This is a genomic window from Paenibacillus vandeheii (assembly GCF_030433635.1).
Taxonomy (GTDB): domain Bacteria; phylum Bacillota; class Bacilli; order Paenibacillales; family Paenibacillaceae; genus Paenibacillus; species Paenibacillus vandeheii.
Map to the genome: position 1 here is coordinate 26178 of NZ_JAROCD010000010.1, position 24815 is coordinate 50992.

General features: G+C 48.8%; 21 protein-coding genes and 1 riboswitch. Of the genes, 7 read left to right on the plus strand and 14 right to left on the minus strand.

Going from position 1 to position 24815, the window contains the following annotated elements; translation table 11 throughout:
• Positions 1-245 precede the first annotated feature (245 nt).
• The 4 genes from P5G61_RS20095 to P5G61_RS20110 form a co-directional block, all read right to left on the minus strand.
• Entirely contained in the window at positions 246-746 is a 501-nt protein-coding gene (locus P5G61_RS20095) for a hypothetical protein (RefSeq protein ID WP_301248179.1), read from the minus strand.
• A gap of 401 nt (positions 747-1147) precedes the next feature.
• Positions 1148-2149, minus strand: coding sequence for a cation diffusion facilitator family transporter (locus tag P5G61_RS20100; RefSeq protein WP_094937602.1), 1002 nt, complete (start codon positions 2147-2149; stop codon positions 1148-1150).
• Positions 2150-2359: 210 nt separating this feature from the next.
• Positions 2360-3130: a DODA-type extradiol aromatic ring-opening family dioxygenase gene (locus P5G61_RS20105; RefSeq protein WP_301248182.1), complete on the minus strand. Its 771-nt coding sequence runs from the start codon at positions 3128-3130 to the stop codon at positions 2360-2362.
• Entirely contained in the window at positions 3130-3804 is a 675-nt protein-coding gene (locus tag P5G61_RS20110) for an alpha/beta hydrolase (RefSeq protein WP_301248184.1), read from the minus strand. The genes P5G61_RS20105 and P5G61_RS20110 overlap by 1 nt, the downstream gene beginning before the upstream one ends.
• 223 nt (positions 3805-4027) lie before the next feature.
• On the opposite strand from P5G61_RS20110, the gene P5G61_RS20115 reads away from it, so the two are divergent.
• Genes P5G61_RS20115 through P5G61_RS20125 form a run of 3 tightly spaced genes read left to right on the plus strand, consistent with a single transcriptional unit; the run spans position 4028 to position 5185 of the window.
• The gene (locus P5G61_RS20115; RefSeq protein WP_301248185.1) at positions 4028-4393 is read left to right on the plus strand and encodes a glyoxalase superfamily protein; all 366 of its coding nucleotides are present in this window, start codon (positions 4028-4030) and stop codon (positions 4391-4393) included.
• A gap of 42 nt (positions 4394-4435) precedes the next feature.
• On the plus strand, positions 4436-4984 hold the full coding sequence (locus tag P5G61_RS20120; protein WP_301248186.1) for a helix-turn-helix domain-containing protein: 549 nt from the start codon (positions 4436-4438) through the stop codon (positions 4982-4984).
• A 15-nt stretch (positions 4985-4999) separates the two neighbouring features.
• Positions 5000-5185: a hypothetical protein gene (locus P5G61_RS20125; protein ID WP_301248188.1), complete on the plus strand. Its 186-nt coding sequence runs from the start codon at positions 5000-5002 to the stop codon at positions 5183-5185.
• A 19-nt stretch (positions 5186-5204) separates the two neighbouring features.
• Here the strand turns inward: P5G61_RS20125 and P5G61_RS20130 are convergent, their stop codons facing one another.
• The 5 genes from P5G61_RS20130 to P5G61_RS20150 all read right to left on the minus strand — a co-directional run bounded on the left by P5G61_RS20130 (position 5205) and on the right by P5G61_RS20150 (position 9642).
• Complete coding sequence (locus P5G61_RS20130) at positions 5205-5924, minus strand: 3-ketoacyl-ACP reductase (RefSeq protein ID WP_301248189.1); 720 nt, start codon at positions 5922-5924, stop codon at positions 5205-5207.
• A gap of 87 nt (positions 5925-6011) precedes the next feature.
• Positions 6012-6911: a DUF4097 family beta strand repeat-containing protein gene (locus tag P5G61_RS20135; RefSeq protein WP_301248190.1), complete on the minus strand. Its 900-nt coding sequence runs from the start codon at positions 6909-6911 to the stop codon at positions 6012-6014.
• A gap of 2 nt (positions 6912-6913) precedes the next feature.
• The gene (locus tag P5G61_RS20140) at positions 6914-7501 is read right to left on the minus strand and encodes an HAAS signaling domain-containing protein (protein WP_301248191.1); all 588 of its coding nucleotides are present in this window, start codon (positions 7499-7501) and stop codon (positions 6914-6916) included.
• Positions 7494-7823, minus strand: coding sequence for a PadR family transcriptional regulator (locus P5G61_RS20145; RefSeq protein WP_076287486.1), 330 nt, complete (start codon positions 7821-7823; stop codon positions 7494-7496). Before P5G61_RS20145 ends, P5G61_RS20140 begins: the two co-directional genes overlap by 8 nt.
• Before the next feature lie 274 nt (positions 7824-8097).
• Positions 8098-9642, minus strand: a complete 1545-nt coding sequence (locus P5G61_RS20150; RefSeq protein ID WP_301248193.1) for an FAD-dependent oxidoreductase — start codon at positions 9640-9642, stop codon at positions 8098-8100.
• Positions 9643-10018: 376 nt separating this feature from the next.
• On the opposite strand from P5G61_RS20150, the gene P5G61_RS20155 reads away from it, so the two are divergent.
• Positions 10019-12835: a glycoside hydrolase family 3 C-terminal domain-containing protein gene (locus P5G61_RS20155; RefSeq protein ID WP_301248194.1), complete on the plus strand. Its 2817-nt coding sequence runs from the start codon at positions 10019-10021 to the stop codon at positions 12833-12835.
• 160 nt (positions 12836-12995) lie between these two features.
• On the opposite strand, the gene metE is transcribed toward P5G61_RS20155, so the two are convergent.
• The 3 genes from metE to P5G61_RS20170 all read right to left on the minus strand — a co-directional run bounded on the left by metE (position 12996) and on the right by P5G61_RS20170 (position 18505).
• Positions 12996-15344: a 5-methyltetrahydropteroyltriglutamate--homocysteine S-methyltransferase gene (gene metE / locus P5G61_RS20160; protein ID WP_301248196.1), complete on the minus strand. Its 2349-nt coding sequence runs from the start codon at positions 15342-15344 to the stop codon at positions 12996-12998.
• 223 nt (positions 15345-15567) lie between these two features.
• Positions 15568-15767: riboswitch (cobalamin riboswitch) on the minus strand.
• 270 nt (positions 15768-16037) lie between these two features.
• Positions 16038-16547: an anaerobic ribonucleoside-triphosphate reductase activating protein gene (nrdG, locus tag P5G61_RS20165; protein WP_301248197.1), complete on the minus strand. Its 510-nt coding sequence runs from the start codon at positions 16545-16547 to the stop codon at positions 16038-16040.
• Complete coding sequence (locus tag P5G61_RS20170; RefSeq protein ID WP_301248198.1) at positions 16544-18505, minus strand: anaerobic ribonucleoside triphosphate reductase; 1962 nt, start codon at positions 18503-18505, stop codon at positions 16544-16546. The genes nrdG and P5G61_RS20170 overlap by 4 nt, the downstream gene beginning before the upstream one ends.
• Positions 18506-18992: 487 nt before the next feature.
• On the opposite strand from P5G61_RS20170, the gene P5G61_RS20175 reads away from it, so the two are divergent.
• A complete protein-coding gene (locus P5G61_RS20175; RefSeq protein WP_301248199.1) occupies positions 18993-20630 on the plus strand; it encodes a hybrid sensor histidine kinase/response regulator in 1638 nt (545 codons plus the stop codon).
• A gap of 35 nt (positions 20631-20665) precedes the next feature.
• On the opposite strand, the gene P5G61_RS20180 is transcribed toward P5G61_RS20175, so the two are convergent.
• On the minus strand, positions 20666-21691 hold the full coding sequence (locus P5G61_RS20180; protein ID WP_301248200.1) for a LacI family DNA-binding transcriptional regulator: 1026 nt from the start codon (positions 21689-21691) through the stop codon (positions 20666-20668).
• 21 nt (positions 21692-21712) lie between these two features.
• Between P5G61_RS20180 and P5G61_RS20185 the strand changes: the two genes are divergently transcribed.
• Together P5G61_RS20185 and P5G61_RS20190 are read left to right on the plus strand one after the other, a co-directional pair.
• On the plus strand, positions 21713-22165 hold the full coding sequence (locus tag P5G61_RS20185; protein ID WP_301248201.1) for a fascin domain-containing protein: 453 nt from the start codon (positions 21713-21715) through the stop codon (positions 22163-22165).
• A 211-nt stretch (positions 22166-22376) separates the two neighbouring features.
• The gene (locus P5G61_RS20190; RefSeq protein WP_301248202.1) at positions 22377-23315 is read left to right on the plus strand and encodes an aldo/keto reductase family protein; all 939 of its coding nucleotides are present in this window, start codon (positions 22377-22379) and stop codon (positions 23313-23315) included.
• Positions 23316-23445: 130 nt separating this feature from the next.
• Here P5G61_RS20190 and P5G61_RS20195 read toward each other — a convergent pair whose 3' ends face one another.
• Entirely contained in the window at positions 23446-24570 is a 1125-nt protein-coding gene (locus P5G61_RS20195) for a GGDEF domain-containing protein (RefSeq protein WP_301248203.1), read from the minus strand.
• Positions 24571-24815 lie beyond the last annotated feature (245 nt).

Sequence of the window (24815 nt, forward strand, 5' to 3'; positions counted from 1 at the left end):
TGCTCGTCATTTCAATTGAATGACGAGCAGCACCCCTATATTTTTACCCTACCTCAGAGCAAAAGCACATGTCGAATTTTTTTCGTGTACACGATAACGGAGGGGACAGAACAAACGGAGGAAGCGAAGCGTTCGCCTTTATCACCGGATTTTCCCATTCTAGATGGGATTCAAAAAAATCTGGGGATAACAGCGATCCGAAGTTGTTCTGTCACCGCAGTGGTCTAGTGTAAACGACATAAGATTTACATGCGCTTTTTGCGTCCCACAATGATCCATGCCCCGCCCATAATCAGCACAATCGCCACGAACGGCTGGATGAAGGACAGGCTGGTCAGCATCGTGCCAATCGACATGACGGCGAAGAACAGCAGCGAGATAACCGTCAGAATGTTGATCGGAATCAGCAGCCATTTGTTGCGACCACCAAACCAATACAGTTCAAACAGACCTACCGCTACCGCAAGAATGAAGCCAGGCCACATCGTGCTCCAGTTGCCAAAGAGCATGGCGATCTGGCTGACAACACCTGCCGTAAGCAAGATGCCTCCAGGAACCAGCAATCCAATTCCTCTTCCAATCATGGAGAAATACAGCCAGTGGAAGAACAGCCCCAGCGGAATCACAAATAGGGTGGGCCAGAATGTGGCGAAGATCGTACCTGGACCGAGTGAACCTCCCTGGTTCAAAATCAGGTACACGCCCAGCAAAATAAGGACGGGCGCAAGGATGGTGCGTTTAGCCATGATATCTCTCCTTTTCAATACAAGATCAATTCCCGAACGGTCATGGAGTATGTTTTCTCGTTATCCACAGCATACCATGAACCGCAAAAGGGTATCCTCGGTCTTTGGAGTTAAACTGAACCTAGACTAAAGTCTAGGTTCAAAACATGTAACCGAGATCAGTCCAATCAAAGGCTCCACAGAAACGTTCCGTCTGAAATGGCTGGATAAATTGATGGAGATGGGGGTGGAGCAGGGTGGGCGGAAGTAAACACCATGACGGCCAGTCAGTGAATTCCAACCAACAAGTTTAGTGCAGCTATTCAGTAGCCATGCAGTTACCTATGTCACGTAGTTAGCTACGTGAAGAAGCCCACTCCGCGAAGAGTGGGCCTTTTTCTTTTATAAAAGAGGGTAATTCCTCACTTCACCACATCCGAATGCTTCTTGCCCCAGCTGTTCACGCCATCATCTTCAATAATGGAGATGGCCGCATCGGCGATGTCGGGGTCTGTCATTAACTTCTCCTGAATACGGAACTTGATATCATCGGCATCGGCAAGAGATAGCCCTTTGGTCAGCTCAATCAGACCTTCCACGTGGTAGTAACGGCCTTCCTGAATAATACGCATCATCTGGATATCCGCAACATGAGTGTCGGCCAGAATGGTCTGGGATACTTTGTCCTCAACATCCTGTGGAGCCGCTACACCAATCAGTCCGATCATATTGTCATAGCCGACACGGAAAGCGACAGCGATCATCAGGCATCCAATAATGGTCGTCACGATTCCATCGAGCAATGCAAAATTGGTCAGTGCAATGACAACAACAGAAATCAGAGCGAGTGTCGCACCGATTACCGCTACAACATCTTCGTAAAATACAAGGCGTGTTGGCGGTGCAGCGCGTCCTACATTTTTGATTGCAGCAGGGAACAGGGCCAGGCCTGACGCTTTGGGTGCACGTGCTTCCTTGAGAATTTCTTTCATTGCTTTGATCAAAATGGCTCCATCGATCACAATGTTAAGCACCAGCACACCGATGTTAATCCAGAGACCGCCCGAATGACCGGCAGGATGCTGTAAGAGGTGAATCCCTTCATGAATCGTCTCATAGGCCATAATGGTCACAACGATAACGGCAATCATACAGAAAATGTTGATGACCCGTCCGAATCCGGTCGGAAAGCGGCGTGTAGGTTTTTTCTCGGACAACACACTTCCGACAAAGACAAACCCTTGGTTGATGGCATCGGCCAAAGAGTGCATCGCCGAGGCGAACATGGCGCCACTGCCACTGAATAGGAAGGCTCCTCCTTTGCACAGTGCAAGTACCGCGTTACCTGCCATGGCTACGGCCGAGGAGGTGTTTCCCTTTTTGACGAGAGACATCAAGCTCTCAGACTTTGGTTGTTCAGCCACTTCGAATGTTCCTCCCAGAAAGATGTGATAGGTGTAGAAAGAGTAATTGGTCATTACAGCTTGTTCATTTCCACTAAATGTTATTATAGCTTGCTTTAGAACTCCCAGCATTATGAAAAAAAGGTCATATCACTCCAAACACCCGTGCAGTTTCGCACGAGTGTTTGGTTGTTTTTATATATGGAGTTATATAAACCAATCAATCGATGATCAATCAAATTTCCAGCAAGACAGGCTCAGGTTGCCATACTGATAGGCTTTGAACAGGAGTGATGCTTGCTTGTTCTGATCTCCGGAACCCATGGCGAGCAGCAGTGGTACAAAATGCTCTGGCGTAGGCACAGCCGCTTGGGCGGATGGTGCGAGCTTGTCATAGGCAAAGAGGGATTCTGTATCCCAGCTCACCAGCTTGTCATGCAGCCAGTTGTCAAATGCCATGGCCCAAGGTTCAACACCTGCGCTTTCCCAGTTTAACTGACGCAGATTGTGTACCGTTCCACCACTGCCAATGACGAGAACATCCTGCTCACGTAATGTGGCGAGCGCCTGTCCTACCCGATATTGCTGTTCACTGGACAGATAACGGTTTACAGACAACGCCACGACCGGGATATCCGCATCTGGATAGAGCAGACGAAGAACGACCCAAGCACCATGATCCAGACCACGAACGGAGTCGCTCTCTACCGGAATTCCAGCATCCGCGAACAGACGCTGAATCTTCGCAGATGTCTCTTCATGTCCTTGTGCCGAGTATTTGATCTGATACAGCTCGGGCTGGAAGCCACCGAAATCGTAGATTGTCTCGTAATTCGCCACCGAAGAAACCAATTGGGTTTTAGATTCCCAGTGAGCAGAGAACAGTACGATTGCTTTGGGTTTCGGGAGTTCCTGTCCGAGCTTTTGCAGAAATTCAGTGTACGCATTCTCCTCCAGTGCGAGTGATGGTGCACCGTGAGCGATAAACAGGGATGGCATCATTATGAATTCAGTCCTTTCAGGTCTTCGGCGTCCAGCTTGGCATCCGTCCGAAGCCATTGTTGAAATTGTTGATATAAATCGGGGGTGACTTGGTGCCCACCGTGATATGGAACATACGTAACGTTATGGATGAGTTTACGGAAGAAACTGGCGTTATCCTCGCCAAGTTGCAGCGGGAAGAGATGATCCTGATCGCCATGCGAAATGAATACAGATAACTCCGAGTTGGGCTGTAACGTGTATTCGTCTTTCACAAATTGTGGAATGTAACCACTCATGGCTACAATTCCCTTGATTGCATCTCCCATGATCAGCGAGAGCGTCATCGCCATAATGGCTCCTTGACTGAATCCGGCGATATAACGCCGTGCGGGATCAATGGCATATTTGGAGGACAAGTCAACAATAAGCTGCTGCAGTCCCTGAACAGAGGCGTCAAACAACTCGCGGATGGGATTGCCAATGCTTTTAATCTGAAAATAGGCGTAGCCGCTCCCCTGAACGATGGGCCCTCGTATGGCAATGATAATAAAATCAGATTGTAAGGGCTGCATCAGCCGCAGCATATCCTGCTCATCCGAACCCATGCCATGCAGAGCAAAGATAACGGGATAGTGTTGTTCTGTATTGTAATCGGAAGGAAGTCGAACCTCGTAAGACAATGAATAACTCAATCGAATCACCACCTGATAAGAAATGATAATCTAAATAAAGTTTACTAATATAAAAATAATATTCTTATTAATGAACAAAATTTATCATGATTCCATTGTAGGGTCAATATTTTTTTTGTATTATGAAAATATGTTCCGTATAAGAAATCTATAATGATCTATAACGTTGTCTCAGGCAGAGCGCCAAAGTAATCCACATATTACTCCCGAGGAGGTGATAATCATGATCAAAGGAATCGTGCCTATTCTGAGGATATTTGATGAAGACAAGGCGAAAGAGTTTTACCTGGACTACCTGGGTTTTCGATTGGATTGGGAACATCGATTTGAGACAGACTTGCCGCTATATATGCAGATTTCCCTGGATTCCATTCAATTGCATCTATCCGAACATCATGGCGATTGCACGCCAGGAGCGGCATTGCGAATGGAGACGGATGCGCTGGATGCCTTATATGAGACGCTCAATCGAAAAAAGTACAAACATTCCAGACCGGGCATTACCGACACGCCGTGGAATCTAAGGGAAATGACAGTGATTGATCCGTTTGGCAACCGGATTGTTTTTTATGAACCTGACGCAAAATAGATTGAAGAGTTGATATTTCTATAGAAGAGGAGGTTTTGCAACATGGATATTGGCCTAGCCATTCGTACGATCCGCAAACAAAAACAGATCACCATCATGCAAATGTGCGAGGGTACGGGGCTGTCCAAGGGGTTTATCAGCAACGTGGAAAATAACAAAACCTCACCTTCCATTGCCACACTCGAAAGTATCGCGGATTATCTGGAAGTGCCACTGCCTTACTTGCTGCTCTCGCCGGAGCAACGGATGAACGTGGTGCGTAAGGATGAGCGCAAGGAAACAACTGCCGGAAGCGGGCAGATCAAGGTACAGCATCTAACGGCAAAGGGCGCCATGCGCATGTCCATTGTGGAGCTGCAGGCAGGTGCATCAACGGGGGTAAACAAGCATGCCGGCGAGGAGAGCCATCTAGTTTTGCAGGGCCGAATTCGCGCAGAGCAGTGTGAGGATGTAGAGATTCTGGAAGCTGGAGATTCGTTCAGCTGGAATGCCATCGTTCCCCACGAAGTGACCAATATTGGGGAGGAGCCCGCGGTGGTGCTGATCGCCGTGTCCAAGGATCTGGATCTGGACCATTTGTGGAACGCATAAGCAGAGGATAATGGAATGGAGAATGAGAGAAGTAACGCTGCATTAATCATAAGGGTAGAGAATCAGCGCGATGAATTGTATTCGGACACGATGGCGGCTGCTGAATATGTAAAAGGCCGCCCAGAGGTTTCTTGGGCGGCCGGATGGCGACGGATTGCATCATTAGAAATGGTTGCTTCCGTCATTCATTGTTCTTTATAAATGGTCCGACTACTCCTGCTTACTGCGGATTAGTTGTCCAGATGCCTGCGGCTTTAACAAATACACGGTCCGACAGCTTGAGCGTCGCCAAAGCCAGTTCTGCTACGTCCTCAGCTTGCATCATGCGGTCCTCGTCTCCAACTTTCAGTCCGGCATTGGTTGCCAGCTCCGTGTTCACCGTACTTGGCGTTAACGCAGTAACCCGGATATTGGATTTACGTACTTCCTGCATCAGGGATTCGGTCATGCCAAGCAGGGCGAATTTGGATGCGCAGTAGGCTGAACCGGTTGCGAATCCACGCTCACCAGCAGTAGAGGCGATATTAATGATGCTGCCACTGCTTTCCTTGATCATGCTTGGCAGCACAGCACGGGTTACATAGTATGTACCCATGACATTGACATGCAGGATGCGCTCCCACTCTTCCGGGTCCATATCCAGCAAGGTGCCGAAGCTTGCGATACCTGCATTGTTAATAAGGATATCCACCGCGCCAAGCTCCATCTCGATAGCTGCTATTGCTGCCTCAGCTTGAGTACGATCCGAAATATCCGCAATGGCACTGGTTACTTTTACACCATATTCCTGGCTGAGGGATTGCTGCAATGTTTCTAAATCTGAAGCAGTGCGGGCGATCAACCCCAGATGTACACCTTCCTTGGCAAGTGCCTGAGCAATGGCACGGCCTATCCCTTTACCGGCGCCAGTGATGACAGCCGTTTTATTTTTAAGTTCCATGTGGGTAATTCCTCCTTAGAATTGGACTAGCATTTAATTATACTATATTACCCACAGTTCGAATATTTGCTTCATCATAATTTAACATTATTGCTTGATCTTGATGCTGCCTGAGGTGGTGCGAGCTTTGATGACATCACGGCTTACCATAGGGGAATCAGGGATATTCACATCACCGGAAATAGCCTGTGCGTCAAATATACCTTCAAAATCAGACGCTGCCTGTATGGAAATATCTCCAGACTGTCCCGATACATCCATTGAACCTGAGGAAGCTTGCTCGATTTTTACACTGCCGGAAGTGAATTTAACGTTTGCCGCTCCATTCAATTGCATAATTTTGGTATCTCCTGACTGTACAATCCGGGTTACATCGCCATTTATGCCATCCAGCGTGAAGCTTCCGGAAGTTTGTTTTACTTCCATAGTTCCCTCAATTGCCGTGGCTTTGATGTCACCTGAAGCTAGATCCAGTTGAATGGTTGGTACATTTATGTCTTGAAGGTGAATGCTCCCAGACGTATTGTTAAGGTCCAAGGTTTTGGCATGCAGGCCCTTCAGATCCAGATCACTGTAAGTAGAGACGATGTTGACGTCATCCAGCTGATGTCCTTCAGGCAGCGCAACCGTGATCGTTTGCTGCTGAGTATTCCAATAAAGGGTGAAAAATTGCAAACGCGGGCGCTCTTTCTGGTTTAACGTAAAGGTTCCATCCGAGATCGAGGCCTGTTTAAAACCTTCAATTGTGGCCGGGTCCCACTTACCATCCACTTCAATGTAACCATTGGAATCGGGACTTGCTACGAATTCAATGTCTGCGCTAAAGTTAGCATTCATCATAATGTTGTGCAGCTCATCATTTTTGAATTCCCAACGTTTGGAGTAGGCCTCTCTCTGGTCTCCGAACTGAACTCCGTATATGGAGGTTCCGAGCAATCCGATGCCGATACATAGTATGGCTAAAGCGATCCATTTTTTGGTGCTCATGATTAGACATCTCCTTTCATTGTTTTTTGATTCCATCTTATATACTGAAGAGTGATCAGCTTAAAGGCTTTAAAAATCCATTTTGTCAAAAGGGCAAATAGAATGCCTATACCGAATACTCCAATCGCAACGAACATCTCAGAATACTCGAAATGGTCAAGATATAAGAAATCCACCGCTGCAGCGATCGGTGCCAATACCAGCAGCGACAGACTGGCAATTGTGAGCCATACCGACCACAGCGTCAATCCTATTGGAATCGCCAGCATGATGTTCAGGAAAAAAAGTCCGATTGCCGTGAAGAAGCTGCGTGCGGCGCGATTTCCCCTTTGCTGAGGACGCATTTCTTCGAATGTTGGCGCGTAGAACGGATCAGATCCTGGTGTAAGTGCATCATATCGATCACCGAGCGCTTCTTTGGCAATCTCGATCGGATGCCCCAGTTCACGTGCAATCTCTTCTTCCGATCTTCCTTCTCTCAATCCCATCTCAAAATGCTGATCATAATCAGCGAGCAGTTCTGCCCGTTCCAGCGGGTCCATCGGTCTTAGATGAATTTCCATTGCCTGCATGAATTGTTGTCTATTCATTGGGGGTACCTTCCTCTATAAGATTTGCGACATTGCGCACAAAACTATTCCATTCATTCGTGAGAGTCTTCATATAGTCCCGACCGGTATCAGACAGTTTGTAATATTTACGCGGCGGGCCTTCACTGGATTCCTGCAGGTAAGTCGTACAATAGCCGTCATTAACCAATCTTCGCAAAAGGGGATACAGCGCACCTTCTGCCACTTCAATATGCTGGGATACGGCCTGAGCAAGTTCGTAACCGTAACGATCCTGGCGGTTGATCAGCACGAGGACGCATAGTTCCAGCACCCCTTTTTTAAATTGAATATTAACATTCACTTGGGTTCCTCCTTGTTGCTCTATCCAAACACTAGTGTGTATTGTTCAGTAGTCGTAAATTCATCATAGCATCCGGTACTGTTTAATGCAAGGTAGTGATTTTAAAATAGTTCCGTGTCACGGTTTGCCGCAAATGGGACTAACTTCGATTTCTCGCTAATTCACTTATAAATCAGCATACGCAAAACCCGGATCGGTTACTTCCGTCTGAGGACGGATTCCGATCCGGGTCTATGGGATGAAGATATACAGCGATGGGGGTATCAGCTTTAATTTATTCTTGTGCGTCCAATACCGTAAGGTCTTTAACGGCAGGCCCTTCAATGACCTTGCCCGCGTAGTCGAAGCGTGAGCCATGGCATGGACAATCCCAGGAACGTTCGCCAGCATTCCATTCCACTTCACAACCCAAATGGGTGCAGGTGGTGTCCACCAGAAAGAGTTGGCCGCTCGGGTCCTTGTAGGCGCCGGTTCGTTTGCCGTCATGGCGAACAACAGAACCTTCATCGTTACCGAGTTGTCCCGAGTTCTTGTGAATAATGCCAACTTTGCCAGAGATCAGTTCCGTGGCTACATTGACATTCTCTACGAGGAAGTTTTTCACACCAGGGTCTACCTTGAACCTTGCAGGATCGAATACCGCTGCGTAAGAGTTGTCGCGTCCGGTAATCCGGTCCGTAAGGATATGTCCAGCCATCGTTCCTGTGGTCATGCCCCATTTGGCAAAGCCGGTAGCCACATAGACACGTTCATGTCGTCCGGTAATGGGTCCAATATAAGGGACCTTATCGATGGAAATCAGATCCTGAGCTGACCAGCGGAATGGGATGTTGCGAATGCCAAATGTATCGGCTGCATAGCGCTCCAAATTTTCATAATGACCGACGGTACAAATGCCCTGTCCGGTTTTATGATTCTCTCCTCCAAAGAGGATGTGTTCCTTCCCTTCATGAATGACAGTACGCAGTGAACGGTAGGGTTCATCATCAGAGATATACATGCCACCTGTGAAAGGCTTCTGAGGTTCAACCATAACAGCATAGGATCGTTCAGCGTGCAGCCTTGAAAAATAAAATCCAGGGTCGTAGACCGGGAAATGGGAGGCAACGACGACATGTTCGGACGTTACGGATGGACCATTCTCATAGGTCCGCACATGCAGTGAGGCGTCTTCCTCTACATCGGTAACCGTTGTATGTTCGAAGATGCGGACACCTTGCTTGACTGCGGATTCCAGCAGGTAATGCAAATAACGGAGCGGGTCAAAGCGGGCTTGTCCCGGCATCTTAATGCCTGCTCTGGACGGGACAGGGATGGGAAGTGGATCGACCCATTCACCAGGAATATTTAGCTTGCCATAGGCGGTCAGTTCAATCTCCAGCTTTTTGAGGTTTTCCTCGGATTGAATGTAGACATAGGCATCTTCCTCAGCCCACTGGCAATCGATTTTTTTCTCTTTTACCAGATCGCGCATCCACTTGGCGGCTTTAGCATTACCTTCATAATACATGCGGGCCTGTTCCTCGCCAAAATGATGCAGCAATTCATCAAATATCACGCCATGCTGCGCGGATACCTTGGCAGTGGTATGGCCGGTTGTGCCATCCAGTACTTTTCCGGCTTCAAGCACAACCACACGCCTACCCGTCTGAGCCAGCAAATAGGCTGTCGTAATGCCCGCAATGCCTGCACCAATGATGGCTACATCCGCAGTTGTATTTTCTGTCAGTTTCGGATATTCATTGAATGTGTTTGTGGCTCTCCACAGGGATTCCGGAATGGAGGGCAAACCTGTCGGGGTTTGTTGATGATCATTCACTCGATTTCCTCCTTATATTTTGTTCATTAGGGCTTATGCTCAGCTCATAAATACGTCAAAATTTTACTCTTATCCATGATTACCATACTGTGCCAGAATGAAACGATTGACCCCATACTTTCCTGAGGAAAATTCACATTTTCCTCTACAAGACCCCTGTTTTTTTTGCTAAACATGCTATATGATAGGTTTACCGAAATCGTTTTAGTAAATGAAGAGAAGAGTTAACATCGGACTAATAAATGCTTGTTTTATAAGGTTAAATCTTCGATTTATGAGGTCGGATACATTAAAATTACATCATAATTATGTCATGTTAATGTATTCGCTATCATTATAAATAAACCATTGAAAGCCCAAAGGAGAATTCCATATCATGACTAACCAAACGAAATATCCTTTCCAGGATACAACGCTTGAACTCGATACACGTGTAAAGGACCTCGTATCCCGCCTGTCGGAAGATGAGAAAATCGAATCCATGCTGCAATACCAACCAGCAGTAGAACGTCTGGGTATCGCAGCTTACAAACACGGCACAGAAGCAGCTCACGGTCTGGCTTGGCTGGGCGAAGCCACGTCCTTCCCGCAGCCGGTAGGGCTGGCGTGTACGTGGGATGCAGACCTGATGAAAGAGATCGGCTCCGTGATCGGAGACGAGGCACGTGTATTCTACAAACGCAATCCAGCCGTGAACGGTCTGACGCTGTGGGCACCTACGGTTGATATGGAACGTGATCCGCGCTGGGGTCGGAATGAGGAAGCCTACGGGGAAGATCCGGAACTTACTGCCGAGCTGACCACAGCTTTGGTTAAGGGTATTCAGGGTGACCATCCGAAGTATTACAAGGCGGTTGCTACATTGAAGCATTTCCTTGCAAACAATAATGAAGTAGATCGTGGTAGTGGTTCTTCGAGCATTGATCCGCGCAACATGCGTGAATATTACCTGAAAGCGTTCGAGAAACCGTTCAAAGAGGGCGGGGCGCAGTCCATGATGACCGCGTACAACTCCATTAATGGTACTCCTGCATTGTTGCACCCGTTTGTAAACGAGATAGTGAAGGGCGAATGGGGCATGGATGGCTTCATCGTGAGTGATGCAGGAGATGTCATGGGAATCAAGAACGATCATAAATACTATGATTCCCACACCCCAGGTACAGTAGAGTCCGTCAAAGCCGGCATTGACAGCATTACCGATGATGCGGATCTGTCGAAGCAGGCGCTGCGTGAAGGGCTGGAGCAGGGCACACTCACCATGGAAGACATCGATCTGGCGTTGTTCAATACGTTCCGTGTCCGCTTCCGTCTGGGTGAATTCGATCCGGCAGAAGGCAATCCGTATGCCTCGATTGGTGAAGAAGCGATGATGACGGAAAAGGCCAAAGCGTTGTCGTTAAGAGCGGCGAGAGAACAAGTGGTGCTGCTCAAGAACGATAAAGGTACACTGCCACTGAACAAAGCGAAATCCGGCAAAGTGGCTGTTATTGGTCAACTGGGCGGAACAGTCTATCGTGACTGGTATGCAGGCACTATGCCATATAGCGTATCCCCGCTTGAAGCGATCAGTTCCAAAGTAGGCGGCGACAAGGTTACGTTCAAGGATGGCAATGATCGGATTACGCTGACTTCTGTAGCCAGTGGGATGGCTGTTGGACTGGCTGAAGATGAGAAATCATCCATCATTGCTTCAGGAGATGCCGAGACATTTACACTGAGTGACTGGGGCTTTGGCAGTTATACGCTGCAGGCAGCAAGCAATGGCAAATACCTGACGACGGATGAAGAGAGCGTTACGGCGTCTGCGGATGAAGTGTATGGCTGGTTTGTGAAGGAAGTATTCCATCTGTTGCCACAACAGGACGGAAGTGTGGGATTGACCACTTGGAACGGCAAAACCGTCACGGCACCTAATGGCGGGAACGACGCGTTTGCGGTATCCGAAGAGTTGAAGTCGTTCGGTGCTGCGGAAACATTCAAGAAGGATATTGTGGTGAATGGATTAGAGGAAGCGGTAGCAACTGCGAAGGAAGCGGAGACGGCGATTGTATTTGTCGGCAACAATCCGCTTGTGAATGGTAAAGAAGAGATTGACCGTCCAAGCCTGGATCTGGCAGAATCCCAGCAGCGTCTGGTCGAAGCGGTCTATGCAGCGAATCCGAATACGGTTGTAGTTATCGTGGGAAGTTACCCGTTCACGTCCAACTGGGTACAGGAGAACATCCCAGCGGTATTGTATACCTCCCATGCAGGACAAGAGCTGGGCAATGCTGTGGCTGACGTATTGTATGGCGATTATGCGCCAGCAGGCCGCCTGAATATGACGTGGGTGCAATCGGCAGATCAGCTGACCGATATCAGAGACTACGATATCATTCAATCCGGACGTACGTATCAATATTTTGAAGGTGATGTACTGTATCCGTTCGGACATGGATTGACGTATGCATCGTTCAAATACAGCAACCTGGAGTTGAACCCGTCCCAAACGGGAGCAGAAGGCACAATTACGGTAACTGTGGACGTGACGAATACAGGAACGATCGCAAGTGATGAGGTTGTGCAATTGTACGTGCGTGCCGGACAGTCCCGGGTGAAGCGTCCGCTCAAAACGTTAAAAGGCTTCCGTCGTCTTCATATTAAAGCCGGAGCTACGGCAAAGATCAGCTTCACGTTGCCGGTTCAGGAGCTGGCAATCTGGGATGTAACCCGTGATCGCTATGTGGTTGAAAGTGGCACGTACTCCATTATGGTGGGCAAATCTTCCGCCGATATTCAGCTAGTTGCTGACCTGACGGTAGATGGAGAGATCATTCCTTCACGTAACCTTGGTGTGGCTACTCGCGCCGAGAATTACGATGCATACTTCGGTGTGGATCTGGATGAAAGCAAGGAAGGCGGAACATCTGTCCGTGTGATTGGAGAGCAGGGATGGATTGCCTTCAAAGATGCGGATCTGGGCAGTGCAGCAGCGCTCGAAGCTCGTGTATCGGCTGAACTTGCTGGTGCGGTATTGGAAGTTCGACTGGGCGCACCTGACGGTGCGTTGGCAGGACGCGTGGAACTTGCACAGGGCGAGGCCCAGCAGTGGTCCACGGTTAAGGCAGACCTCCAAGGTGCATCAGGTCAGCAGGATGTTTATCTGGTATTGTCCGCAGGAGTGCGTATCAGCTATTTCGAGATTCGTTAAACCTGCAGCCTATGGAAGTTGCAGCTCTAATAGCAAGTGCTCAGTTCGTTAAATAAAAACGCTAAAAAGGGATGTCCCCTTGTCATCTTCATGACTAGGGGACATCCCTTTTGTTAATAAAACAGCTTTTTCCAAAAGCGTAAGTGGCGAAATATCGAATTTAGATTGAGGAATCAGCCGTTACCCGTTCTCTTGCTGTACGAGCAGCGTCTACCATAATGCTTAACGCATCCACGACTTCGGCCTTACCACGTGTTTTCAGTCCGCAGTCAGGATTCACCCAGAACAGATCGGCTGGCAGCACGTGAAGTGCGCGCTCAATCATATTCAACATCTCGTCCTTGCCTGGAACACGCGGACTATGGATATCGTATACACCGAGACCGATGCCTTTATCATACGTATTTTGCTCAAAGCTGCCGACCAGTTCCCCATGGCTGCGGGATGTCTCGATCGAGATCACATCGGCATCCAGATCGCTGATGGCTTCAATAATATCATCGAACTCACAGTAGCACATGTGGGTATGCACCTGCGTGGTTGGTTTAACGGTTGCAGTAGCCAAACGGAAGGATTCCACCGCCCATTGCAGGTACTCATCCCATTTGCGTCGTTTGAGCGGAAGTCCTTCACGAAGAGCTGGCTCATCGACCTGAATCATCTCAATGCCTGCTTGCTCCAGCGCTTCAACCTCGTCCCGAATGGCACGGGCAATCTGGTAGGATACTTCGCTGCGCGGAATATCCGAGCGGACAAAGGACCAGTTCAGAATCGTTACCGGGCCTGTGAGCATGCCTTTTACCGGTTTGCTGGTCAGTGTCTGAGCATACGCCGTTTCTTTCACCGTCATCGGTTCATTGAACAGCACATCTCCGTAAATGACAGGTGGTTTCACACAGCGTGAGCCGTAGGACTGTACCCAGCCATTTTTGGTAAAAGCGAACCCAGTCAGCTTCTCACCGAAAAACTCGACCATATCGGTACGTTCGAACTCACCGTGTACCAGCACATCCAGACCGATTTCCTCCTGAATGGTAATCCATTCCTGGATCTGTTCACGCACATAGGCATCATATTGCTCCGCATTCCATTCGCCTTTGCGGAACAGGGCGCGTGCCTTGCGCACGTCCGCCGTCTGTGGGAAGCTGCCAATCGTTGTCGTTGGCAGCAGCGGGAGCGACCATTTTTGCTGCTGCAGTTCGCGCCGCTCCTGGAATGACGCGCTGCGAAGCAGCTGCTCGTCAGCATGCACCCCTGCGGGAGCGCCACTCAGGCGTGTCCGTGACTCGGACTCGCTCAGCAGGCGTACCGCTTCGGTGCTCGCCTCAACGCGGCGGCTGGCTTCAGCCACAGCCGCTACCTGGTCCGCCTGCTTCGCACCGCCGGACAACAACGTGCCGAGCGTCGCAATTTCTTCCAGCTTCTCGTCGGCAAAGGCCAGGGCATTGCGCAGTACCGGATCAAGCGCGCTCTCCTGAGCGGCAGTCACCGGTACATGCAACAGGCTGCAGGAAGGCTGAATGATCAGCTTGCCTTCGGCAGCGAATTCAGCCACCTGCTCCAGCAGCTTCGCCGTCTCTGCGAGATCGGCGCGCCAGATGTTGCGCCCGTCAATGACACCGGCGCCCAGCCATTTATCCTGCGGGAAGCCATGCTCCCGCAGGCTGGCCAGGTTGCCTTCATAGCCGTGGACTAGGTCCAGGCCGATTCCGGCTACAGGCAGTGCTGTCACGATCGGATAGGCTTCCACCGATTCGAAGTACGTCTGAAGCAGCAGCTTCAGTTCGGGTGCGGCTTGTGCCAATGCAGCATACACCTGTTGCAGCAAGGCTTCATCTTCGGAAGAGACAGCCAGCGTCAGAGCGGGCTCGTCGATCTGTACCCACTGCACGCCTGCGGCCTGAAGTTCGGCCAGAAGCTGGGCGTACACCGGAACGAGGCGTGTGACAATCTCCGCGAAGCGTTCCGCGTCATAGCCTTTGGCGAACCGTACATATGAGTACGGACCGACAACGACAGGTTTACCTTCCAGCCCAAGCTCCTGCTTCGCTTCGCGATAGGCGGCAAGAGGTTTATTTTCAAGCAAAGCAAATGCAGTATCATTATGAATCTCAGGTACGATGTAGTGATAGTTGGTGTTCAGCCACTTGGTCATCTCACAGGCTGTTGCCTGGTCATTACCCCGGGCCATGGCGTAATAGGTAGATACGGACACCGGTCCGCCAGTATGGTTGAATCGCTCAGGAACGACGCCAAACATTGCGGATACGTCGAGAATATGATCATAGTAGGAGAAGTCGCCCACAGGAATCAGATCGAGCTGCTGTGCCTGCTGTTTCTTCAGATCCTGCAACCGAAGCGTGGTCAGTTCCTGATGAAGCGTGGATTCATCGATTCGGCCAGCCCAGAAGGACTCCAGTGCTTTTTTCCATTCACGTCCCGCACCGATGCGAGGGTAACCGAGGTTGCCTGTCAGAACTTGTGCCTGTTGTTGCTGTGATTGCGACATGTAAAATTCCTCCTCATTTATAATGATGAACTCAGCAGGTTGAAGCTGCTTGCTGTGTTGTGTTTCATTTGAAAGCATCAAAAAAAGGCATTCTTTCCGATTCCATACCCCGAGAAACAGGCATCATAAATGACGACTGTGCACAAAGACAGAATGGGAAAGAACACCTGCTATAAGTCATTTTAGCGGTTGCTCTAACACCTCCCTATCTTCCGTAGGTCATGCGATGCTGTCGAAACAGGCAGGTCTCCTGGCTTGCGGATCATGGTCATGTGCATTCCTTCCCGGCAGTTACACCAGTGGATTGTTATGCATGGACTCCCCGTATACAGTGGCGGGACCGCGACGGATTTACACCGTGCTTCCCTTTTAAGCCTGACCACACATGTAGCTGTAGTCGGCACCTGTTTCCGTGTGCAGAAATGTGCGTACACATCTCCGGCTATGAGATTGGTAACCAAGTATAGATGATAGATTTTATAATAATGCAGTCGTTGTATACTTGCTCTTATGCTACCCATCATAGACGATTACCTATGGGCTTGCAACATATATCATTAATCCGATCGGAAATAAAATAGAGCCGTATGAAACCTTGGTTTACTTGCAGATTGGACTCCATAAAATGACTCTTCAAAATAAACTAAATATCCAGCACATGTTGTGCTGGATTCAACCCAACCCAAAAAATCGTTACCATGCATCCATCTGCATAGTAACGATTGTCTGGCTAGCCATCGTTGCCCCTACATCAATGATTCGCTGATTGCGACTGCCGCGATAAGCAAGAGATACATCACGCTCAGCTGCAATATAAGGTCCATCAATAATAACGTCGCATAGGCGGAATAGTTCTGCTCGCGCAGGGTCGGCAACAAGTTCCTCATATACAAATCCCGTATAGGCCCATACCGTCAGATCAGGCCGTACCGCTTGAAGCTGTCGAACCCAGGATGCACACTCTGCGGCAGAGAAAAAAGGATCACCTCCGCATAACGTAACCCCTTCCAGCAAGGGATGCGCGGTCACTTCATACAAGATCTGCTGCTGCCGTTCCTCTGTAAAGGGTTCACCTGCGCGGAAGCTCCATGAGTCCGGGCTGAAGCAGCCCGGACAGGCATGTCGGCATCCGCTAATGAACAACACGGCTCGCAGACCCGTTCCCTCATTCACCGATTCGGGGATATACCCGTACAGATTCACCGATGTTTCACCCGATCCCGTACTTCAGCCTGCTTTGCCGTATTGAAGCGCACTTTGTAATCTCCGGTCAGATAGCCCGTTACCCGGCGCAGTCGCTGGAAATGCACGTGATTTTCATGAGCTTCACATCCGGGACATACATCTCCGATTACGCCCTCATAGCCACAGGATGGACAGCGGTCGATTGGATGATTAATGGAGAAATACCCGATATCCTGGGCCAGCGCATATTGCACGATCCGCTGGAAAGCCGCGGTGTTGGCCCTAACATTCCCGTCGAGTTCGACATAAGAGATGGCCCCGGCATTGCATAGCTTGTGGAAAGGGGCTTCCAATTCAATTTTGCGATAGGCCGGAAGGGGATGATAGACCGGAATGTGAAATGAATTGGTATAGTATTCCCGGTCATTGACCCCCGCGATGCTGCCGTATCGCTCACGATCAAGCTTAGTGAATTTGCCGGATAGACCCTCGGCGGGCGTAGCGAATAAGGTGATATTCAAATTATGCAACTCACTCATCCGGTCGCAGAACTCTCTCATCGTACGAATGATATTCAAGGCTTCTCGATGTACATGAAGGTCTTGTCCATGGTGGCGGCCATATAGAGCGGTCATACATTCAGCAAGCCCGATAAAACCGATGGATAACGTACCGTGTTTCAGCAGGTCAGCCACTGGTTCATTCGGAGCCAATTGTTCACCGCCTTCCCACACCCCTTCCCGCATCATGAAGTCCGATGCTTTGGCAGGCTGGTTTGTCTGGATACGATACCGGTGCAGCAGTCCATCCGTAGCATTGTGCATGACGGATTCCAAAGCCATATAGAAGCCGGCCCGGTCAGCGATGGCTCTTGTTCCCTGGCAGATCCCATATCGTATGCCGAGCTTGACCAGATTGATGGTGTTAAAGGACAAGTTCCCTTTGCCGCTCTGACGATTGCGTCCGAAGCGATCAGCCAGTGTGCGTGTACGGCATCCCATCGTGGCAATGATCGTGTCGGGATCTTCCGGCCGATAATAGGGAAGGTTGAAGGAAGCATCCACATTGACAAAATTCGGATACATACGCCGTGAGGAGCAGGTCACAGCGAGCTTGAATAAATCATGATTCGGATCTCCCTCAGATTGGTTAATTCCTTGCTTGCACTGGAAAATATGCTGTGGAAACACGGGCGTTTCCCCGTTGCCGAGTCCACGAATGGTCGCTTCCAGCAACGATCGGGATACGAGCCGACCTTCGGCTGAAGTGCACAGTCCGTAGTTCAGCGAAGTAAACGGGATCTGTCCGCCAGCACGACTGCTCATGGTGTTCAGATTATGGATTAGCGATTCCGCAGCCTGTTCGGTCTCCATTTCCGTTTCTTCACAGGCAAAGGCAAAGGCTCGTGGACATTTCTCCTTCGCTTCATCACTATTCAGATGTAGCTGCTCATCCTCAATCCGGTCATTTTCCCCAAACAGCCGTTGTGCTTTTCGGTAATGCTTACGGAACGATCGCTTCACATAAGGTGCTAGATCCCAGTCGATTTTGTTGGCCGATACGCCGCCATACTGGCTGTTCTGCTGGGATTGAAAAATTATGGCGACCAGCGCCATGGCAGACATGATCGTCTGTGGTGTACGAACCGAACCGTTGCCTGTGTTAAAGCCGGAGGCCAGCAGTCGGTCAAACGGGATGAATATACAGTTGGTCGTTCCAAGGGCATACTGATCCAGATCGTGTACATACAGATCACCATTCTCCACAGCTAGAGCAAGGTCCTCTGGCAGCACATGACGCAGAGCATGCCACTTGGCCGTCTCCGAACCGAGCCTGCTCATCTTGCCGCTGAACGAGTCTCCGTTCAGATTGGCATTCTCCCTCAGCGTATCAGCGTCTTCTGCTCCGATAATTCGTCTTCCCAGATCAGATAGCAGATCAGGCGCCGGTGGAGAGGCATACTCAAGCATGTTCATATCAGATTCCTCCTAAAAAATGAGATTGTATAGGGATAATGTCAATTCATTGAACACTATATGTAGAGTTTCTTTATCCATTTATAAACTATATCTTGTTATTTGGGTGTGATAATCGTCACATAAGAGGGGTGCGTTGAACGTGGCGATTTCCTAGTCTGGCATGATAAAGGTTTCCAAAGCCGGAGGGTAAGCGTATAATTTCTTATTACCGTGTAAGTATAGTTGACGAAGCTAGAAATAAGGACAGAAAACCTGCCAGGGAAGCGGTTGCTTAACTTTCCTGTCATCGAATCATACCGTCCATAGCAGATTCCCGTCCGTGGAATAAATTGGATTCGGGTATGTTTCCCTTTGATTCCTACAGTGTTAATCATATATGAATAGGTTGTGACAGCTGTTTCGGAACATATGAACCCTCGTTAATCGATTGAATCATCATGTGCAATACGGATTTGAAATGCAGCTAAAACAAGAGGGGTGAGTCATGGGAACGGTAAGCATTACAAGGGGCTTCTATGAAAATATCCAGGAAGCCGCGTCCCATATTGTAGACGTAGTAAGCGGTATATTAAAGGTGAACACCATCTTCATTGCCACGAATGATGGCGTAACCAATGTGATTATGGAGGCTTTTAACCGCGAGGAAGAGTTGATTGCCAAAGGCAGTGCCCTTCCATTTGAAGCGTCATATTGCAGTCTAGTATTGAGAGATAAGGGCAGCAGTCTGGTTATCACGGATACATGCGAACATCCGCTTACGGAGTCGATGGACGTAACGGGCGAACTGGGCAATCGTTTCTTTGTGGGCATTCCAATTTTGCGGAGGTCGGGGGAAGCGTTCGGGACCATATGTCTGATGGATAATCCTGATTATGTAATCAGTGAAACGGATATGAAGACGCTGAAAGCTATGGCTGTTTTCCTCGGATATGTCGTGGATCTGGAAGATACGCTGCAAGTTCAGGAGCAGAAGCTGAGTGATTCGGAGCAGCTACAGGAGCAATTGCAGGCAGAGAAGGAACGCGCGGAATCCGAGGCAATGACCAAGACACAGATGCTGTCGCTGATGAGCCACGAGATTCGTAATCCACTGAACGGCATTTTGGGATTGACGGACCTGATGCGTACACCGGATATGTCGGACGAGCAGACAGAGTATGTGAATATGATTGAGACCAGCGGTAACATCCTGCTCTCACTGCTAAATAACATGATGAGTTTTAACGTCAACGATGCAGGCAAAACAGTTGTACACGATGATCCATTTGATCTGGTAGCCACGATCGAGAATACCGTTTATCTCTATGCGGGACTTGCGCTGAGCAAGAACATTGAGCTGGGATTGAACCTTGATCTGAATGTATCTCAGGTCTACGTCGGGGATGAAATCAAGATCGGACAACTATTGGCCCATGTCATACAGTATGCCATAGATTCAACACGGACAGGTTCAGTGTTGGTTACAGCAACTGTGGATGGTGGAGATACAGAGGAAGCGGGGACGCTTCGACTTCATGTGAAGTATACCGGTCGCATGCTCTCTTCGGACAAAAAGCTTAGATCATTTAACAATTTGGACGGAAATATAAGTACACAGAAGCTGGTGGGAACCAATCTCGGTTTGGCAGTCAGCCAGAACCTTGCCATCCTTATGAACGGCCGTATTCAGGTGCGCGGTCTGGGAGACAAGGAAACAGAATTCGAGATCTGCCTGCCGCTTCGCAAACATTGGGAACTGCCTCAGCTTGCCAATATTCAGCACCGACTGAGGGGCAAAAAGGTGCTGCTTGCGAAGGATCCTGACATTTTGCAAGGGGCCTCCTCCCTGATGCGAAGATGGAAGATGGATGTGCATATGACCTCGGTTACAACCGAGGCGTACAACTGGATTGAGGAGGGCTTTAAGCCTGATGTGGCCGTTGTGGATATGGGACTGCTGGAGGGTGGCGCTGTGGATTTTGTGCACAAGCTGAAGCACCTGGTTACCGATTCACCGGTCATTGTGCTGATTCCGTATGGTATGCATATCGATCCGCATGAAGCGGAAGTCTTTGATGCGGTCCTGACCAAGCCGGTGAAGCAGGCTGAATTGTTGAATGCGTTAAGCATCATTGTGCATTAAGAAAATAGAAAATGATATTCAATTAGGCGCACCTGTTACGGGTGCGCTTTACTTGTTATTTGGAAGGAAGAGGACCCTCGAACAAGCAGCTCCGAGTCGACTTTAAATACGCGTTTGTCCTGAAATTCATTCGTATTCATCGTGTCAATCATCTTCTCCATCAGAATGGCGCCCATCGTATACTTGGGCTGGTTCACCGAACTTAGCGTAGGGTGGATGTATTTGCTGATTCGATTGTTGTCCACACCTACGATAGCCAATTGCTCGGGAATGCGTATTCCGTATTCCGAACATGCCTGGTATACGCCGAGGGCCATTTCATCGTTGGCCGCATATACAGCGGAGAAGGACAGGCCTTTGTTAAACAGTCGTTTGATGGCCTCATATCCGCCTTCTTTGTTGAAATTCCCATTCTCGATCAGTTCGGGACGGAATGGAATTTGATGATTGCGCAAGGCTTTCAAATAGCCTTCAAGCCGCTCATAGCTATCGATTGCTTCGGGATAACCGTTCAAGAAAACGATATTCCGATGTCCGGCCTCAACCAGATGCTGAACAACTTCCTGGGAAAATTTCACGTTGTCAGTATAGATACAAGGAATCTGATCATGTTCGATATATTTGCCAACAATGCCAATACGATACCCCTTATCCGCGAGCTGGAATAATTCCTCATCCGCCAGCATGGGAGTGATAATGATGACACCGTCAATGGTCCGATCCAGCAGCAAATTAAGATAATCGACTTCTCGCTCTTTCTGGTTATGGGCATCACATATGATGACTTTGTAATGACGGGCGTAGGCGATGTTCTCAATGCCTTTAATTATTTCCGCATAATAGGAATTGTTGATATCCGGAACGATGACGCCAATCGTCATGGTTCTCTGTGAACGAAGATTTTTGGCTGCTGCGTTGGGGTGATATCCCAATTGCTCGATGGCGCGCATCACCTTATCTTTCGTTTTGGTGCTAACCTTGCTGTGCTGATTAATAACTCGTGATACGGTTGCCGGGGATACACCTGCAATGGCAGCGACATCAATAATTTTGACATCCATAGGGTTCACAACTCCAAATAAGTGATTGACAATTCATTCAAATTCATTATAATTCCAATTGAAAACGATTACAACAAGGCCTGGTCCAGTCTGAAGGCCAATGCCAACGGTACGTTTGTCAGCGCAGAGAACGGTCGGGCGGATTCGCTGGTTGCCAATCGGGATACTGCCGGACACTGGGAACGGTTCAAAATCATCCAAAACTCGGATGGAACGGTATCCTTGCTGTCGATGAGCAACATTAAATATGTGCAAGCCGATCTGAATAACGGCGGGCGTTTGATCGCCTCGGCCACGTATCCATCCACATGGGAGAAGTTTACCCGTGAAGATCTGGGCGGGGGACTGGTTGCTTTCAAATCCGTTGCGAACGGTAAATATGTCAGTGCGGATCTGAATAACGGGGGCGTGCTGTACGCCAATCGTAATGCTGTCGGCGGAGCATGGGAACAATTTATCGTCACAGCTAACTGAGACAAACTAGGATCTCTCATAAATAATGAAGAAACGTAATGTAGTTACCTGCATGATGGCTCCGCTTTTGCAGCGGAGCTTTTTAATATTCATCCATAAATCCATAACTATTTCCCAAATTCTGCTCCAAAGCCCTTTTAATCCGAGCCGAATACGATACAATAGAAAGGGAACTTCATCATTAATCAGTTTAGAGGAGGATGTGCATTCAATGGAATACCGTAGATTGGGTGGAAGCGGACTGAAGGTAAGCGAGATCAGCCTGGGTAGCTGGCTGACATACGGAGGATATGTGGAACGTGAAAACGCGGTGAAATCAATTGAAGCCGCATTCGATGAAGGCATTAACTTTTTTGACACAGCCAATGTGTACGAGCGGGGTGCAGCAGAAGAGCTGCTGGGGCAGACGTTGAAAGCGTATTCCCGTGATTCGTATGTACTTGCAACCAAGGTTTTTGGCAAAATGGGTGACGGTCCAAATGACCAAGGGTTATCCCGTAAACATATTAAGGAACAATGCGAAGCCAGCTTGCAACGGCTGGGTGTTGATTATGTAGACATATATTATTGCCATCGCTATCATACCGAAACACCGATTGAAGAGACACTGCGAGCACTGGACGATCTGGTGCGTCAGGGCAAGGTGCTTTACGTAGGTGTTAGCCAATGGACGGCGGCGCAGATGGAAGCTGCGCTGGGTACCGCTGATCGCCTGTTGCTGGATCATATCGTGGTGAACCAGCCGGTGTACAACATGTTTGACCGTTATATCGAAAGTGAAATCATCCCGTTGGGCGAGCGCAAAGGGATTGGACAAGTCGTTTATTCCCCGCTGGCACAAGGATTGTTGACGGGTAAATACACCTCGGTGTCCGATATTCCCGAGAACAGCCGGGCAGCGAAGCTGGGCTGGGATGAAGGGAAAATTAACGCTGACCGGATCGCAAAGGTTCGCCAGTTAATTGAAGTGGCGGACAAGCTGGACCTGAAGGTCGGTCAATTGGCTCTGGCATGGATTCTGCGGCAAAATAACGTGTCCAGTGCGCTTGTAGGGGCAAGTCGCCCTGAACAGGTGAAAGAGAATGCGGCCGCTTCCGGTGTGAAGCTGGATGCTGCCATCGTTGAAGAGATCGAACAAATCTTAGCTTAAGCAAACTCAACCTCACAGGTTGTTCTTGCACCCGTAAGCGAGTTGAATCAAATGATGCAAAAGGTGAGAAATGAAAGGGATGTCCTGGCTAGCCTGATAGGCTGCGGGGACATCCCTTTTGGGTTTGAGATTAGAATGGGTTTTGGCCGGAGATGGCGAGGGAACCAAGTGGAATGGCACAGACACGATTCCTGCCCGTATTCTTGGCCTCATATAATGCACGATCTGCTTGTTCAAAGAAATCGTTATCATCCCGGTCGTCACAGTGATCCGGAAACACAGCAACACCGATCGAGATGGTCAGCCGGATCGTATTGCCATCCGGCAGGGCGAAGAGGTACTTCTCCACCGCTTGCCTGATCGACTCAGCGATCGCCATAGCCTGGTGATGACCACAATCGAGCAACAGAATAGCAAATTCCTCGCCTCCGTTTCGAGAGACGATATCGGCCGAGCGGGCATGCTTGATGAGCAATTGCCCGAGCTGTTTCAAGACCGCATCGCCTGAAGAATGGCCGAAGGTGTCATTTACTTTTTTGAACCGGTCAATATCAATGACCAACAGGGATAGTTTTTGCTTGTTCTCACGTGCCCGTTCTAGTTCCAACTCGAGTGATTTCTCAAATTGTCTGCGATTACTTAGATTGGTTAGATGGTCGGTAGAAGCTTTTCGCTCCAGTAGGAACAACATTTCATTGGATTTATTAATGAATTCTGCGATGAAATAAATAAAGATTCCACCGACAAAGGAAATGGTTATCTGTAATGGATACACTTTCATTAGAGAATTCATGCTGGAAGTATTGAGCATCAGAATGACAAAGATCAGCGTCATACCCAGCAGGTTCATGGTAATAATCTTGGTTAATCTCGACCAAGGAGCATAGGCAAAATATACACCGGACAGTCCGATGATTGTCATGACGAAGGCTGCATCGATAGCAGCGGATGACATTCCAAACATGAGAATACGCAGGATGGAGATGACAAGTCCTGAGATGACTGAAGCGAGTCCTCCTAAATATACGGCTGCTGTGACGATAGCCAAATGACGCAAATCCACAATGGTAGTTTCATTCAAAGGAAAGGAATAATTCATCAGTACCGTTCCATAGATCCCGAACAGCAGACCACCGATCATCTGAACACGCATTGAGGGAAAGGGCACACGGATACGATAGAATTTGGCGATGATTCCGGACACATACATGAACGTGATCATGACACAGACATTAACGAAAAATGTGCTTAGCAACCAGCATCCCCCCTTTAGCGCACATTACTATATTTTAGCTGAAAAGCAGTGTGGTAGCGAACCATAATATCCCAAATGGGAGAGGGGGAGCTGTGAAGAGGCTTGGCTATGGCAATTCATGAATAAATTAGTCGGATATTGACTTCATTATACAATGAGATTTATACTTAATCTAAATCAAAATTGATTTTGATGTTTCTGGGAATCATAGCAGTCTGTAGATTGCTATGTCATCTTATATACTA